This is a genomic window from Streptomyces sp. NPDC014907 (genome assembly GCF_055562975.1).
Genome location: NZ_JBVHEG010000011.1, coordinates 105,442 through 122,062, shown reverse-complemented (window position 1 = coordinate 122,062; position 16,621 = coordinate 105,442). Strand labels below are relative to the sequence as shown.

Genomic DNA, 16,621 nt, shown 5'->3' with positions numbered 1-16,621 from the left:
TGCGCGGGGCGCCCGTTCAGCGGGGCGGCGGGACGTGGAGGAACGGGCCGGTGCACCGGTCGGGCCAGGGCACCGCCCCCGTGGGGCCGGGCCGGCCCGCGACGGCGTCGAGGCGTTCCAGGACCTCGGCCGAAGGCGCCCTGAACCGTCCCGGGTCCGGCGGGAGTTCGGCCAGCAGGACGCGTGCGGGGCGTTCGCCGTCGGCCTCGTGCCGGGCCAGCACCGTGAACTCCGTACCGGCGGCGAAGAGGGCCTGCACGCCGCTTCCGTCACGGGACAGCACCGAGGTGCGCCGGGCGGTCGTCGGCCGTATGACGTAGCGGGCCCGGGCCGGGGACGGCAGGGGTGCGCCCGGCGCCTCCAGGTGCACCGCGTCCAGCGGCGCGTCGCACGAGAGGACGGCCCCCGGAACCACGTCGTCCGGTACGGAGGCTTCCGCTGCGGCCCGCACCAGGGTGCCCCGCAGGGCGGGCAGCCGGCGCAGCCCGGCCGCCAGGCAGCCGGCGTACGGGCGCAGCCCCTCGTCACCGGCGGCGAGGGCGCGTGCGCCGAACGGGTCCCCGGGCGCGGAGGAGAGGTACAGGCGTACGGCGATCAGGTCCGCCCGCACCGCGTCCTCGTCCGCTCCGCGCAGCGCGGGCATCCGGATCAGCGCCTGTCCGACGGGCCCGCTGTGCTCCTCCCAGACCTTCGCCGCCAGCTCCCGGAACGCCCGCCGGTCCGGCTCTCCGGCCGCCTCCTCCCGCAGCCGGCGCGTGCGCCTCACCGAGGCGGGGACGGCGGCGGACGGGGAGGGGGAGGGAGGGGTCGCGGGCAGGGGGGACGCGGCGGACACTGCGGATACGGGTGCGGATACGGGTGCGGACTCGGGGGTCGGTGCGGAGAGGGCCGGTGCGGCCGGTGCTGTCGCGACCGCCGAGGGGGGCACGGAGACGAGCGGGGGGAACGGGGCGGGGGCGGCCGGGGACGACGGGGCGGGGTCCGGCGCCGGGGACGGGGACGGGTCCGGTGCTTCGCCCGGCCGCGCGTCCGGTTCCGGCTCCTGTCCTGCTTCCTGTTCCGCGTCCTGTTCCCGCACCGGTTCCGGCTCCGTGCCCGGTGCCGTGTCGGCTCCCGTGCCCGTGCCCGCGTCCGTACCCCCGCGCGCGTCCGGCTCCGTCGCCGGTGGCGGGGGTGCGGGGGCCGGGGCCGGTTCCCCGGGGGTTCCGGGCGTCTCCGGGTGGGGGGCGGCCGCCAGGGAGAGGCCCGTACGGACCGCGAAGCGGCGCAGGGCGGCGACCACCTCCGGTTCCGTCCCGCCGGAGACGGCGAGTTCGGCGTGGGCGCGGGCCGCCGGGTCGAGGGCGGCGACGAGCGCCGACAGGTCGCGCAGGGTCGCCGCGCGGACGGCCTCTCCGGCCAGGCACTCCGGTGCGATCTCCACCCGCAGGGCGCGCGGTTCGGCCGCCCGGTCCCGGACCCCGGCGGGCGGTTCGCCCGTGGGGCCGATCCAGAAGCCGGAGCGGACGGCCACCGCACGGGCCCCGGAGGGCATCCGCAGGGTCGCGGGTTCCGGCTCCGGGACTCCCGCCGATTCCGGGAACGTCCAGGCGGTGGGGCGGGGCGCGGGGCGGGAGCCGTCGGGGGCGAGGGGGAAGCAGAGGAGGGCGGCGAGGGGCGCGGGCCAGGCGAACGCGCCTTCGGCGGAGACCAGCCGGACGGTTTCCCCGGGCGCGCCGGCCCCGTCCCGGCCCCCGGCCCCGCCGCCCTCGGACGGTTCGGTCGGTTCGGATGGTTCGGTCGGTTCGGATGGTTCGGTCGGTTCGGCGGCGAGCGGAGGGCCCAGGGTCACCTCCAGCTCCGTACCGAGGATGTCGCACACCTCCTCGGCCAGCGCGGTCGCGTCGCGTCCGTCCACCGGCACCAGCCGCAGGGCGCGGCGCACCTCGGACGGCAGGGAGGCCAGGAGCGTGGCCAGGTCCTCGGCCGCGACCGGCTCGGCGCGCGACGCGCCCAGCAGGACGGCGGGGCGGTCGGGGTGGACGGCGACGGCGTAGGCCGGTTCGTCGGGGCGGGGCGGGGCGGAGTCCGCCGGGGCGAGGACGAGGCCGGCGGGCACGGCGCGGACGACGCTCCCGCCGACCGGCCCCAGCGGCACCCGGGCCAGGGCGCGCTGCCAGCGCGGTGCGGGCAGCCGGACGCCCAGGGGCTCCGGGGCCTCCCCCGGGGCGAAGCGCCACCAGCCGCCGCCGGGCGTGGCGGGCTCGGTGACGTGGAGCAGACCGCCGGGGGCGAGGACGGCGGGCGCGTCCGGCGCCTCCAGGGTCACGTTCCAGGCGTCGGCGAGGCGCTGGGCCAGCGGTCCGTCCTCGCCCGCCGGGGCGGCGGCGCCGGACAGGACGAGACGGATCGACAGCGGCTCCTCGTCGCGCAGCCGGGCGAGCAGCGCGCCGAGTTCCCCGCCGAGGTTCCCGGCGGCCGCCTGGGGGACGTCGACCACGACGGCGGGCCGCCGGGGGTCGGCGGGCAGCGCGCGCACGAGGGCGCGGACCGGCGAGTCGGGGGCGGCCGACGAGCGCAGGAGGTAGCGGTGGGGGAAGTCGTCCCGCACGGTGTGCGGCGCCTCCGGTTCCGTTCCTCCGGAAGTCCCGGCCGAAGCCCCGGCCGGGGCCGTCCCGGGGCCGGGCGCGGCGGGTTCCGCGACGGCCGGCGCGGGGGCGTTCCGGCGGCGGGTGAGTCTCCGCAGCAGTCCTCCGGGCCCGCCCTCCGGGGTTCTTCCCGCCCGTTCGCCGTCACCCTGTCGCATGCGCCCTCCCCTGTCCGGTCGCTCCGATTCGATCATGGGCGCCTCGCCCGTGCGGAGGGCGGTCACGAGGAGCTGCCGGTGAGCTTGTCGAAGGCGCTCTGGGCGAGGGGGGAAATGCCCGACGGGGAACCCGGCTCCTTCCCGGACCCCTGCGGTTCCCCGGGGTCCTCCGGACTTTCCCGCTGGTCCGCCGGCCGTACCGCGCGCCAGCCCACGCCGTCCTGCCAGGTCACCCGGATCGGCGGGAGGTCGCTCTCGGGGCCGAAGCCGCGGGTCGTCCCGTCGGGGGCGGTGACCTCCAGGGGACGCCCGAGCGCGTGGGCGTAGAGCTCCAGGAGGAAGGTCGCGGACGCGTCGAGGGAGAAGACGGGGGGCCTGCTCGCCGAGGAGGTCCCGTCGCCCGTGTCCGGGAAGCGGTAGTGGTCGAGCGGGTGCTCCATCGGGTGGAGGCGTCCGGTGAAGATCCGGGCCGTGAGGTCGTCCACGTGCAGACCCGCTGCCGCCGCTCTCGCGAGGAGCTGCCGGGCGCTGTCGGTCGTGCGGTGGTTCTCGTAGAGGGTGGTGAGCATGCTCCGTACCTCGGGGGCGGTCCTGAGGCTCTGGAGGCCGGCGTGCCCCCGCAGGTCCTCCTCCGAGGAGGGCGGGGCCTGCGGGGAAGGCAGGTCCGCCGGCGCGTACGGCTGGCCGTCCGGGAGGAACGCCTCGGTGAGCGCGGCGAAGAAGGAACCGTAGGGGGCCCTCAGCCGCCGTTGGAAGGGAGGGGGGTCGGGTACGGGGCCGGTGGGGGCCACGGCGCTGTCCAGGTCCGGGGGCGGGGTCTCCGCGATGCCGTCGCCGGCGAGGTAGGTGGCGGCCACCTCGTGGAAACTGCGCTGGATGTACCCCTCGTCGGAGGAGTACAGCAGGTTGATCGCGTGGCGCACCTTGCTGGCCGGGTCGTTCGGGAGGCCGGTGCCGTTTTCGTCGGTGCGCGTGCGGGAGACCTTCGTCATGAGGTTCTTGCCCGCGAATTCCTCGAGGACCTCCCTCGCCCTGCCGGCGGCCTCGGCGTCCTGCCCCGGGAAGTTCGTCCACGGGTCGTCGGCGGAGAAGTTCAGGCGGAGCGCGTCCCCGCTGTCCTGGAGGTCCGCGAGCTTCTTCTGGTTCGTCCCCCTGGCGTGGAAGTCGCCCTCGTGGAAGAGCTTCAGGTAGGGAACCGGGGAGGTGTGGCTCTGGGCCACCTGGATCTTCCCCCACTGCGTTTCGTTCAGGTCGCCGCCGACCTCCAGGGACTTCACCTTCCAGGACACGACCATGTCGACGAACAGGCGGGAGAGGTCGGTCTGGGTGGTGGTCCGGAACGAGGTGAAGAAGGCGGTTCCCCGCGCGGCGGGAAGAGGGGTCACCGCAGCGGCGTCGGAGGACTCCGGGGTGGAGTCGTTCGTGTAGCTCTGCCCGATCTCCCAGGCCGCGAACTTGGCGAGGTTCTCGGCCAGACCCTCGAACTCCGCGTTGGACTCACTGAAACGGACCGCAGGGGGGTTCCCCTGGGCACCCCCGTCCACCATGACGGCCAGAGCGTCCACGAAGAGGTTCGGTTCGGGCGAGTAAGGCAGGAGGGGGAACTGGGACGCCATTCTGTCCCGCGTGCGCATGTCGTTCTCGACCTTCTGGACGAACCTTTCCATCAGGGTGTCGAGTTCGATTTCCGACGGAAAATCTCCCAGGGCCAGGAGGGGATCGCCCTCCTTCTTCTTCTTATTCGCCTTCTTCTCCACCTCTTCCTTCTCCTTGGGCCACCTCCCCTTCGTCTCTTCGATCAGCTTTTGATAGAGATCGGACTCCCCGGAATGCGGCGCCCTGTACCCTCCGGACATCATCAGGGGGCGCAGAGGGGCAAGGAGAGGTTTCGAGGCTTTACCGGGAGAGGTCTCGTCGAAACTGAGCTCCCTGGAGAAGTGGTCGAAGATGTGCGGGCCGTCGGGGGTGGTGTGCTTGTAGGCGTCGAAGTCCATGAAGGCCACGTAGGGGTGGTACTCCTTCATGACCAGGGCGTCGATCGCCCTGAAGGTGGCCTCGCTCGTCATGGTGAGGTTGCGGGCCCGGCCGTACGGGAAAGATTCCTTTCCCCACCTGGGCATCGGCGTGGCGACTGCGGCGACGGGAACCTCGATGCCTGCCCTTTCGAGCCTTTCGACGAACTCCTTCTCTTCGGCCTCCTTCGCCTTTTTCGACTTGAAGCCGCCGATGTAACCGCTGCTGTTCACTCCGACGACGATCGCGACCCGACCGCGCATGTCCTCGGAGAGGCCATTGGTGACCCATTCGACGAATTTTTCGAGATTACCCTCCCCCATGAACGTTTCCTTGCTCACGATCGCGTTCACGACGTAGGAGATCTCACGCTTCCCCTCGTGACTGTCCTTCACCCTCTGCCGGTATTCATCGGGCGTCAGGAGTGAGGGACCCCGCGTGCTCCCCTCGACGAACTTCTCGAAGGCGGAGTTCGTGAAGGAGAGCGAATCCATCGCGCTCCCCGGGGCCCGGCTGCTCTGTCCCTCGAACCCTTCGTCGCGGCCGGGGCCGAGGTCCTCCCGGTCCGCGGGCACGGTGGCGGGGGCGGTGTGGAGGGGGATGACCGCGTTGTCGCTGACGGTCTCGATGGTCCGCAGGTAGTCCTGGGGGAGCTCGCGCAGGGTCTCCTCGCGGGGACGGACCATCAGGCCCTCGGTCCGTACGCCGCTCGCCCGTTCGTCCCGCCGGAAGAGGTGGCGGTCGTCCCTGTCGGCGTCGGTGTCGACGTACTCGTCGGCGAGGCCCAGGTAGTGCAGGAGCTCGTGGGTGATCGTGGCGTCGCTGTCGTTGACGTCCCAGTGGAGCTGGTCGGCACGGGCCGGCGCGTCCGTACGGGAGAGGGTGACGGCCTCGCTGTGGTCGGGCGCGTGCACGAACTCGGCGGTGACGTACAGCTGGTCGCCCGAGCCCGGCAGCCGGTAACCGCGGTTGACGTGCTGGTCGAGGGTCTTCTGCATCCGGTCCCGGTGCTGGGCGAGGTCCCCGGTGGTGAGCCCGTCGGCGAGCTTGAAGGGCAGGGTGACGAAGAAGTGCCGCACCGTCCGTCCGTCGGCGAGCTGTTCGCGGCGCACGCTGTTGCGGATGAGGGTCCACGAGCCGTTGAGCCGGCCGGCGGGCCGGTTCTCCTGGCCCCTCTTGGGGTCGAAGCGTTCGGTGTGCACCACGGTGTTCTTCGCGCCGCGGAAGGAGGTCAGCTCGTCGGGACGGACCGGCTTCTCCACCAGCCGGCCCTTCTCGCGGGGAGGGGACTGCTCGGTGGTGGTGTCGGTATCGGTCGTCCGGGTGTCCGGGACCGGGGCCGCCGAGGTCGACAGGTTGGCCGGGGCCGCCGAAGCCGACGAGGCCGACGTGTTGGCCGGGGCCGACGGAGCCGACGCGTTGGCCGGGGCCGACGGAGCCGACACGTTGGCCGGGGCCGTCGAGCCGGCCGTCGTCGGCGGGGCCTGCCTGGTCACCTCGGCGCCGTCCGGGCCGTACGTCGTCAGGTACGTGCCGTTCTCGTCCTGGAAGACCAGGTGCACGGTCCGCCGGTGGTCGGCGGCGAACCCCCTGGCCCGCTCCTCCGCGTTCGTCCGCGCGGCGTTCCGGTCCACGGCCGCGTCGAGGTTCAGCCACATCTGGAGCTCCGGCGGCGGGGTGTCCTGCCGCGTGTCCTGGAGCCACGTCCTGATGAGGTCGTCCACCCGGGGCGCGTGGGTCACGGGGTCCGTCCCGCGCGCCTCGCGCGTACCGGCGGACAGGTCCCAGACGCCGTTCCCGCGGTCCGCGTCCGGCAGGACCCCGAGGCCGAGGAGCACCTGCTCCGGGACGCGGATGACCGCCGTACCGGTCACCTGCCGCGTGTCGCCCTTGGTGCCGGTCACGGTGGTGAGCGTGTCCACCACGACCTCGTGGGTCTTCATGCCGCTCCGGGCGTCCTGCCGCCCGGCCGAGCCGATCTTCGTCCAGAGGCGGGCGGTCGTCCCGACGCCGCCGCCCTGGCCCCCGGGGATCGTCTGGTGGTGCAGCGTCGGCACCGTCGCGCCGATGCCGAGGCTCATCTCGTTCCGCGGTGGCGCCAGCGGGGTCGTGAACTTGTGCTGTCCGGTGACGGAGAGGGGGGACGAGTAGGTGCGGGTGGTGGCCGAGGAGGTCGCGGACGTCGTACCGGTGACGCGCGTGTGGTCGCCGGTCACGCCCATGGTCCGGTCGAGCAGGCGGGGGTTGCTCATCCGGAGGTCGAGGCCGACCCGCCCCTTGCCCGGAAACCCGCCGAACGCGGCGGCGGCGCCGGTCGGCCCGAGGGTCGAGACGTTCTTGCGGAGCACATCCGTGAACAGGACCGCGACGGCCTCGTGGGCGGTGGCGCCGGGCCGCTTCGCGTCGATCAGGCCGGGCGCGACCTGGGTGATCGCCTCCTTCAGCTGCTCGATGTTCGTGACGGCGGTGACCGTGACGGCCTCCTGGAGCCGCAGCTTCGGATGGCGCTCCAGGCGCTCCCTGACCCCCGGGGGGAGGCTCTCCGGCGAGTGGACCTCCGGGGGAAGGTCGTGGGCCGTGTCCAGGGAAGCGGGGCCGAGACCCTGGTCGCCGCCGAGGCGCAGGGTGACCCTGGCCTCGACCGGGGGGGAGGAATGCCTGACGGGCCTGCCCGTCACGTACGCGGGGACGTCGAGGACGGCGGTGAACCGGTAGCGCAGGTCGAACTCGGTGCCGCCGTTCGTGCGTCCCCAGGCACGGTTCTCGGCGACCGTCGCGTTGGCCACGGTCGTGGCCTGGGAGACCCCGAGCCCCGGGGTCGCCGCTGCCTTCACGGGGACGCCCGCGAGCGGGAAGGAGACGCTTCCGGACACCCCGGCCGACCACTTCGTGGTGCGCGCGGTGCTCGTGCCGGTGTCGAGCGGACGGTGCTGCGAGTAGTACTCCAGCTCCGCGCCGGACGGCGCGGAACGGCCGCGCAGGGCGGACAGTTCCCGATGGCTCATGGCCGGCTCGGTGGTGACGGTCAGGGACAGCGTGGTGGTCCCGAACACGCTCTTGTACGGGAAGCCGAGCGGGGGCAGCGAGGACGGGGTGCCGTCCTGGTTCTTCCCCCGGCCGACGAGCTCGGCGAGGGCGGCGGTCGACGCGTACTCGGCGATCATGGTCCGCAGGCCGGGGACGTACCGGTGGTCGCCGGGGACGAGGGCGCCGGGGGCGTGCTCGTTCACCAGGGCGGTCAGATGGTCGCGCAGCAGGTGGTACGGGGCCTCCACCCGGCCGTTCGCCGGGACGTGCGGGGTCCCCTCGTCCTGGGCCTGGGGCGCGGTCGCCTGCGCGTCCTGCGGCGCGTCCTGCGGCGACGAGTCGCGGCCGAGCGGGACCACCGAGAGGACGGCGTCCGTGCCGAGCGCTCCGTACTGGAGGAAGCGGACGGGCAGGGGGATGCCCGTCCCGGGCGGGACGGTCCGCTCGTCGGCGGGGAGGAAGTCCTTCAGCACCCCGCCGTCGCGCTGTATCTGCTCCTTGGAGGCGACGAACTCGATCCCTCCGGGGACGACGACCGGAGGGGTCCGCGTGGTCGAGACCCCGTGGGAGACGTTGAGCGTGCTCGTCCCCCGCAGGACGGTCACCTGGTACTCCACGTCCGCGCGGATCCGCCGCTGGGTGCTGTTCTCGGCCGCGACGCGCACGACCTGGAGGGAGGAGGACTCCGTGGTCGTGCGGGCCGTCCCCCGGCCGTAGGCGCCCTTCCCCGACAGGGTTCCGGTGACGGGGTTGGAGGGCGCCGGCACGCCGGCCTCCGGCCGTGTGGTCCCGAACTTGTAGCCGCCCTCTCCGCTCACCTCCCAGGCGAAACGCGTCCGGCTCGTCTGCTTGGTGCCGCCCTGGCCGATCGAGAGGTCCGTCTCGCCGAACTGGCTGACGGGCCCCAGGTCGACCGGGTTCTTGAGCACCATGCGCACTTCGACGGCCACCTCCTCGTCCCCGAGGAGGCCGGGGGCGAAGAGGCCGTCGATCACGTACACGCCCTTGCTCATCTGGTGGGCCCTGGCGAGCAGCGCGGACGGGCTGACCTGGTGGTTCAGGGAGCCCTCGTAGCCGGAGACGGGGCGGGGCGGGACGGTGTCCCCGGAGGCCGGGGCGGTGGTGGGGGTGGTGGAGGACAGGCCCAGCATCCGCTTCGTGGCCTCGGCGAACTCCGCGAGCCGCCGGAGGGCCGAGGAGGGGGCGGGCCGGTTCACGTCCCCGGTGTGCAGCGGGAGCCCCGCGCCCTGCTGGTGCGCGGGAGACAGCCGGGTGCCGGTGCCCAGGTGGGCGGGATCGTCGGTGGGCCGGTGGCGCAGGGCCTCCGTCAGTGCCTGCTGGAGGGCGTCGCTGCCGAGGAGCACGTCGACCTGGGAGCCGTCCGGCAGCACCACCGTCTCGTCCCGGTGTTCGGGGCGGAGGGTCCCGCCCGGCGTGTACCGGCTCGGCGGCACGGCGAGGTCGAGGACCACGGAGGTGGGATCGGCGTCGGCCGGGGACACCCGCACGGTCGTGGAGACCGGGCCGGGGGCGGGCGTGAGCGAGGACGGGGCCGTGGGCACGGGGACCGGGGCGGGCACGAAGAGGGACGGGGGAGCGGACGCGAGCAGGGTGTTCCCGTTCTCCAGGATCTCCATCCGCAGACGGGCGGGGAACCGGAACACCTCCACGCGGGCCTCGCTCGCTTCGGAGGTGACGGGACGGACGGACTGGGAATGGCCGAACGAGGTGGTGGGAGCGTTGGACCAGACCGTCTGGGGACCCGCCTTGAAGCCGGCGGCGAGGTTGGGCAGGACGTCCTGCTGGGACACGTCGCCGCCGATGCCGAGGTTCCAGGACAGCGTGCTCGACTGCTGGTTGTTGCTGGTGTCCGTCAGGCCGCCCGAGTTCGAGACGAACACGTTCGCGAGGGTGGTCCGGTGGACGACGGGGGCGGACTCGTCGCGTTCCAGACGCAGGACGACCTCGACCTGGCGGACCCGGCCGTCGGGGCTGACCGTGGTGAAGGGCAGCCGCAGCCCGCCGTCCGTCAGCTCGTCGACGGAGGCCAGCAGGGCCGCCTCGCCGGTGAGCAGGTCGAAGCTGCGGAGGTTGTCCAGCCGGCTCCGGGTGTTCTCCGCCGTCGTGATCCCCGACCTGGGCAGGAAACCGTTGTCCCGCAGCCAGCCGCGCGCCTGGTCCAGCGCCGTCGTCAGGCCCGTGCCGCTCAGGTGCAGCGGGGTGACGGAGAGGCCCACGCCCCGGAGGTTGGCGAGGTTCTCCGGCAGGGCGGCGACGGGATCGTCCGGGTAGGAGCTCCGCGGCGGGGACGGCGGAGTGCTCGGGGAGGAACCCGACGCGACCGCCGTGGACGAGGAGTCCGGCAGCGGGGGGCGGACGGGAGCGGGGGGCGGGGCCTGGCCCAGGGCCCGCATCCGGGCCTCCACGGTGACGGGAGCGGGCGCCTCGGTCACGGTGCCCGTGGCGGAGATGAACTCCACGCGGTAGGAGACCAGGGCCGGGAACAGGACGTTGGCCGCGGACGCCCGCATGTTGCGGTTGGTGCTGTGCGTCGTTCCCGTACCGAGGGAGTTGTCCTTCTGCCAGCCGAGGTTCGCCTTGCCGAGGATCTGACCGCCGACCCCGAAGTCCCGGTACGCCTTGTTCACCGGAGAGGCGTCCTGGTGCAGGCCGACGCCTCCGAAGCCCTCGACGCTGAAACCGGAGGTGATCTTGCGCAGGGTGTCCTGTTTGACCTGGCGCTCCACGTACCGCTCGAAGCTGTAGCGGTCGGGCACCCACACCCCCGGCTCCCGCCGGGAGTCCGGGGTGTCGGGCTGGTGCGTGACATCGGCGACGATCCGGAACATGCCGACGGCCGCGCCGTTCTTGTCCACCAGGACCGGGGAGAGGGTGCCGGCGGTCCTGGTGCCGCCGGTGTCCTTCCGGCGCTGGAGGGGGAGGGCACCGAGCTGGTGCTCGATCCCGAAGAACTGCTCGACCTCCCGCAGCGAATCCGGGGAGAGACCGGCCAGTTGAGGGGCGAACTGCTCCTTCGCCGCACGCAGCAGCCGGCCCGGGTCGGAGAGCGAGTCCAGCGCCCAGACCGGAGTGGCGTCGAGGTGCCGGTTCAGCGCCTCGTCGCCGTCCCAGAAGACCGTGATCTCCTCGGCGGCGTCCCGGTCCGTCTTGAGGTGCTCGGGGAACCAGGCCGTGACCGTGAACGGGGACAGACCCTCCGGCCGGGTCCACGTGGTGTCGTGCGGCCCCTTCAGCTGCACGGTGGCGTCGTAGTCGTACGGATGCGAAGGCTCGGAACTCCGGTGCAGGCTCGTACTGTTGACGCTCACCGTCCGGGTGCTGCTCGTCGCCAGCTGCCAGTGGGTGAAGCTCAGGGAGCCCCCGACGGGGTAACCGGTGACGAAGGCCGACGGCTCGCTGGTCGGGATCGTGAGCGAGAGGGTCGGGATCGAGAACCCCCGGTAGAGGGTCGTACCCGTCTGCCGGGTCTGGGAGGAGGCCGCCGTCTGGCGCTGCTCGTTGTTGTGGGTCGGCAGGGCGCCGGTGACGCCGGCCAGCACGGACGGGCGGGGGCCGGAGAGGTTCACCTTCAGGTGGAACGACAGCTCGGTGCCGTCGTCGTCCACCGTCATCCGGTGGCCGTCCCGGCTCATCAGCATGTGCCGGTTGTCGATGAGCGTCTGCGAGGTGATCACCGTCCGCAACTGCTCCTGAATCGCGGCCCGGCGCTCCGGCGGCACGCCGAGGGAGTCCAGGACGCCGTCCCGGAGGGACGAGACGACGTCGTCCGCGATCGGGGAGAGCTGCACGCCGCCGACTCCCCTGTGACCGTCCTGGCCGAAGGCGAGGACGTGGCGGGAGGGGGGCGGAGGGGGCTGGACGGCCTGGGTGACCTGGGCGACCTGGGAGGTCTGGTCGTCCTGGTCCTCCTGGTCGTCTTGGTCGTCTTGGTCGTCTTGGTCGTCTTGGTCGTCTTGGTCGTTCTGATTGTTCTGGGCGGGCTGGTGGTTCTGGTCGTCCTGCTGGTTCTGGTCGGCCTTGTCGGCCTGGGTGGTCTCCTCGACCTGTTCGGCTTGGGGAACCTGGTTGTTCTGGACGTCCGGGGCGGGCCGGCTGTTCTGGTCGTCCTGCTGGTTCTGGTCGGCCTTGTCGGCCTGGGTGGTCTCCTCGACCTGTTCGGCTTGGGGAACCTGGTTGTTCTGGGCGTCCGGGGCGGGCCGGCTGTTCTGGTCGTCCTGCTGGTTCTGGCCGGCCTCCTCGACCTGCTCGACTTGAGGAACCTGATTGTTCTGGACGTCCGGGGCGGGCTGGTTCTCCTGAGTGCTCCGGTCGCCCTGGTCGCCCTGGTCGACCGTCGAGGCCCCGCCCACGGAGGTGGTGGGGCTGGTGGGAGCCGGGACGACAATCGGAACTTCGGTCTCCTGGACCTGGTTTTCCAGGGACGTGGACTCCTCCCCGGAGTGTTCCTGAAGGTCCGTGGGCCTGGTGGTCGCGAGAGGGATGCCGGTCTGGCCGTCCTGCTCCGACTCCTCAGTCTCCGAGGTCTCGACCGCCGGGGTTTCGGGAAGCGGCGATCCGACCGTCTGGGACACGGGCGCAGGAGACCCCGGCGTCTGATTTTCGGCCGCAGAGACCTCGGTCTCCTGCTCCTCGATCGCCTCGGCCCGGGAATCCTGGTCTTCGGCAGACAGAGGTTCGGGCGTCTGGCTCCTGGGCGTCTGGTTTCCGGGCGTCTGGTTCCCGGCCACCGGAGACACAACCACCGGACCCGGCACATCCCGGGCCTCGTCTTCCCGGGTCTCGGTCTCCTGAGACTCGGCCCCCCGCTTCTCGGTCTCCTGAGACTCGGTCGTGCGGATCTCGGCGTCCTGGACCTCGGACTCCTGGGTCTCGATCTCCGGGGCCTCGGTCGTGCGGGTCTCGGAGTTTTGGACCTCGTCTTCCCCGCTCTCGGACTCCTGGACCTCGCCCTCCGAGGAGTCGGGCGTCCGGGACGTGGCCGACGGGACGTCGACCGTCCGGTCCCCGGTCTCCGAGGTCTCGACCGTCAAGGTTTCGGGAACCGGCGACCCGACCGTCTGGAGCACGGGCACGGGAGACCCCGGCGCCTGCTCCCCCTCCGTCGGGTGGGGGGCCGTTCGGGACGTGGGCCTCTCCTGGAGGTCCGTGGACTCGGTGGCCGAGGGGGGAGGAAGGGGGATGTCAGCCGGATTGCTCCGGTTCGGCTCTTCGGACGTCAGGGAGTCCTGGGTCTCGTTCGCCAGGGGTTCGGGCGTCTGATTCCCGGGTGTCTGGTTCCCCGGCGTCTGGTTCCCGGTTGTCCGAGGTCCGCCCGTAGGGGGTGCGGGCCGCGGAGACACAGGGGGCGGGGGCGGGGGCGCGACCACCTGGGGCGCGACCCCCTCTTCCTGGAGAGCTTCCTGGAGGTCCCCCTGGAGATCCGTGGACTCGGTCGTCAAGGGGGGAGCGACAGCCGGGGCGTTCGACTGGACGGCGATGGGGGCGGTGGCCTCCGGGGAGGACGCCACAACCGTCTGGGTGTTGTTCCCCTCCGGGCGGGACGACAGGGCGACCATCTCTATCTCGTCGTCCGGGCTCGTCTGCGACGTCGGGAACGCCGGCTCGTCGTACGAGGGGGGCAGGGTGCCCTCGACGAAGAACTCGGTCGTGGACGACGAGGTGGCCGGAACCTGGACCGTGGACGGCTTCGCCTCGGTCTCCTCCTCCGCCCCTTCCTTCTTCTTCTCTTCCGTATCCGCCGCGTTCTCGCGGGACTCGGTGTTCTCCGTGATCTCGGTGGTCGCGGTGGTCTCGGTGGAGAGGCCCGACGGCTGCACGGGGGCGGTGGAGGCGTTCTCGCCGTTCGCGCCCTTGGCGTCCGTCCTGGTCGGGGACGCCTCCGAACGCTGGCCGGAGGACGCCTGGTTCTGGTTCCCGGACGTGTTCTGCGTGCTCTGCGTGCTCTGCGTGCTCTGCGTGCTCTGCGTGCTCTGGGTGTTCTGCGTGGTGGACGACGCGGTGTTCTGCGGGCCGGACGCGGCCGGCGAGGCCGAGGACACCGGCGCCGTCGAGGTCGTGGCGACCGGAGCGGCCCCGGGCTGGTGCTGCTGCCCGCCCTGGGGGGTCCCGTCGCCGACGTCGAGGTACTGGAGGTCCTCGTCCTCGTCCTCGTCGGTGACGTCCAGTACCTCGATGTCGTCCTCGTCGGTGACGTCCAGGTCCTGGACGTCGTCGTCGGTGACGTCGAGGTTCTGGAGGTCCCCGGAGGAGACCGTCTCCGGCTTCGCGTCGGTCGAGGCGTCTGTCGACGCGTCCGCCACGGGGCCCGCCCCGGAGCCCGACGCGTCGCCGGGGGTCCCGAAGTCCGGGGTCTTCATGCCGAGGGAGTCCCGCATCCCGAGGCCCAGCTTCTCGCCGCCGGTCTCCAGGAGGTGGCCCAGGCGGCCCTCGACGATGCCGGAGCCGAAGGTCAGGCCGGAGGTCTTGAAGGTGTGGTCGTCCGAGAAGAGCAGGTTGTACATGCCCTCCGAGACGGCCGCGTGGGCGCCTTCGAAGAGTCCCGTCACGCCTTGTTCGCGCAACGACCTGAAGATGCTGGAGCCCATCGCGTCGGCGGTGCCGTTCGTCAGGACGTCCCGCATGTTCTTGTCGAGCACGGTGTCGCCGAGGGGCTTCAGGACGTTGTCCAGCGCGTTGGGCAGGTCCGGCCGGCCGGTCTTCGAGAGCAGGGTCTCGGCCCACTTCTCGCCCACCTCGCGGGTCCCCTTGCCGAGGTGGTTCTCGAAGGCGTCGCCCATCTCCTTGACGAAGTCGCGTGCGAACTTCTCCGGGTTCGGGCCCGCCACTCCGGGGAGGTTCTTGCGGAAGGTGTCGGTGACGTCCTGGCCGAAGGTCGGCTTCGGCGGCGGCGTGGGGCCGGCGTCGCCCTTGCCCTTCGGGGGAGGGGTGGGGCCGACGTCGTCGCCCTTGCCCTTCGGCGGCGGGGTGGGGCCCGCGCCGTCGCCCGCGCCCGTGCCCTTGCCCTTGGGCGGCGGGGTGGGTCCGGCGCCGTCGCCGCCCGTGCCCTTCGGCGGGGGCGTGGGGCCGACGTCGTCGCCCTTGCCCTTGACCGGCGGGGGGGCGATGTCGTCGCCCACCGTGCCCTTGGGCGGCGGGGTGGGGCCGAGGTCTCCGGCGGTCTTCTTCGGCGGGGGCGGCAGGTCGCCGCCGAGCTTGTTCTTCGGCGGCGGCACGTTGTCCAGCTTCTTGCCGATCAGGCCGCCCGCGTCGTCGCCGAACAGCTTCGCGAGACCCTTGTTGAAGATCTTGCCCAGCGCCTGGAAGGGGCCCGCCAGCAGGCCCTGGACGGCGCCGGAGAGCGCCGCCGCCTTGGTGAGGTCGTGGTCCCACTCGTCGCGGGTGCCCTGGTTGAGCTGGATCCACTGGGAGAGGCCGTCCATGACGACGCCCATGCCGACGTTGATGATCTCGTGCATGAGCAGGGCGACCAGCAGCCGGCCCAGCCGGGTGCGGATGATCAGCCGGACGATCGCCTGCTTCTGGAGGTACGCGGCGATGGAGGCGCCGAAGAAGAAGGAGAGCGCCGCCGCCACGGCCGCCTCGACCAGCAGCTCCACCAGCTGGGCGATGATCATGTACTTGGTGTACTGGAGCTGGGTGGCGCTCTTGCGGGTGAACGTGGCGATCAGGTCCGCCTGGTCCGTGACCGCGTTGAAGTAGTCGAGCCCCTTCTGGCCGCCGAGGAAGGACTTCATCGCCTCCTGGTACATCTCGGCGGCGGTGCCGTCGAAGTTCTTCCGCGTGTAGCCGAGGGCCTCGGCGACCTGCCGCTGGATGTCCCCGTTGAGCTTCCCGTGCAGCCCCTTGTGCGCCTCGGCGAGGGCGAACAGCTTGTCCTCGTCGCCGTCCGGCGGGACCTCACCGGTCAGGGCCGCGAACAGCCAGGCGCACTCGGGCGGGAAATGCAGGGACATGGCGGGTCAGCGCTTCTTCGTCTGGGTGTTGAGGTTCTCGTTGATGCCGTCCTGGGTCTTCTTGAAGCGGTCGGAGGCGTCGCCGAGGCTCTGTCCGCTGGCCTTGAGCGCCTCGACCAGCGCTTCGCTCCCCTCCACGACGAAGCCGAGCCCCTGGTAGTACTTCTTGGCGAAGGCCTCGCCGAACTCGCCCGTGCCCCAGCAGCCCCGGTAGCTGGTGATCTTGTCCATGTACTCGTCGCGGGCGACCTTCAGCTCCTCGCCCACGTTCTTGACGGCTTCGCCGCCCTTGTCGAGGCCGCCGCTGTCGACGTTCAGTTCGCTCATCGCGCCGTCTCCTCCCCCGCGGCCCCGGTGCTGTCCTCGTCGTCCACCAGTTCGTCGAGCAGGGCGCCGCCGGAGGTGGCGGTGGACCGCGAGGAGGGCACCACCAGTTCGGGGTCGAGCCGCAGCGGGGCGAGCAGTTCGTCCCACTCCACGGGCGCGAAGCCGCCCTCGGCGTCCGGGTTCAGCCCGGGGACGGGGCCGAAGGGGCGGTACACGTCGAGGAGCCGGGAGGCGGCCTGGGAGCGGGCGGAGGCGATGGTGGCCATCAGCACGTTCGCCAGTTCGGCGGGGGCCATCGTGCGGTAGCGGGAGGTGGGGAAGCGCAGGCCGGTCAGCTCGCCCTGCGCTCCCACGGTCGCCTCCACGGTGCGGTCCTTGGAGGTGACCGTCACGGAGATGCGGGCCGCCTCGGCCGCGGCCTCGTCCAGGCGGGCCCGGGTCTCCTCGAACTCCGCCAGGGCCTCCGCGAGCCGTTCTTCCAGGGGGTTGCTCATCG

4 protein-coding genes are annotated in these 16,621 nt (G+C 72.4%); all 4 read right to left on the bottom strand.

What is annotated here, in order from left to right; all coding sequences use genetic code 11:
- Window positions 1-16: 16 nt before the first annotated feature.
- A complete protein-coding gene (locus ACZ3IL_RS24690) occupies window positions 17-2,590 on the bottom strand; it encodes a hypothetical protein (protein WP_467393488.1) in 2,574 nt (857 codons plus the stop codon).
- Between the two features lie 257 nt (window positions 2,591-2,847).
- Entirely contained in the window at window positions 2,848-15,798 is a 12,951-nt protein-coding gene (locus tag ACZ3IL_RS24685; protein ID WP_467393486.1) for a WXG100-like domain-containing protein, read from the bottom strand.
- 6 nt (window positions 15,799-15,804) lie between these two features.
- Window positions 15,805-16,125, bottom strand: coding sequence for a hypothetical protein (locus ACZ3IL_RS24680; protein WP_467393484.1), 321 nt, complete (start codon window positions 16,123-16,125; stop codon window positions 15,805-15,807).
- Window positions 16,122-16,619 (bottom strand): YbaB/EbfC family nucleoid-associated protein, encoded by a 498-nt coding sequence (locus ACZ3IL_RS24675; RefSeq protein WP_467393482.1) that lies wholly within the window; start codon window positions 16,617-16,619, stop codon window positions 16,122-16,124. Before ACZ3IL_RS24675 ends, ACZ3IL_RS24680 begins: the two co-directional genes overlap by 4 nt.
- Between the last annotated feature and the right edge of the window lie 2 nt (window positions 16,620-16,621).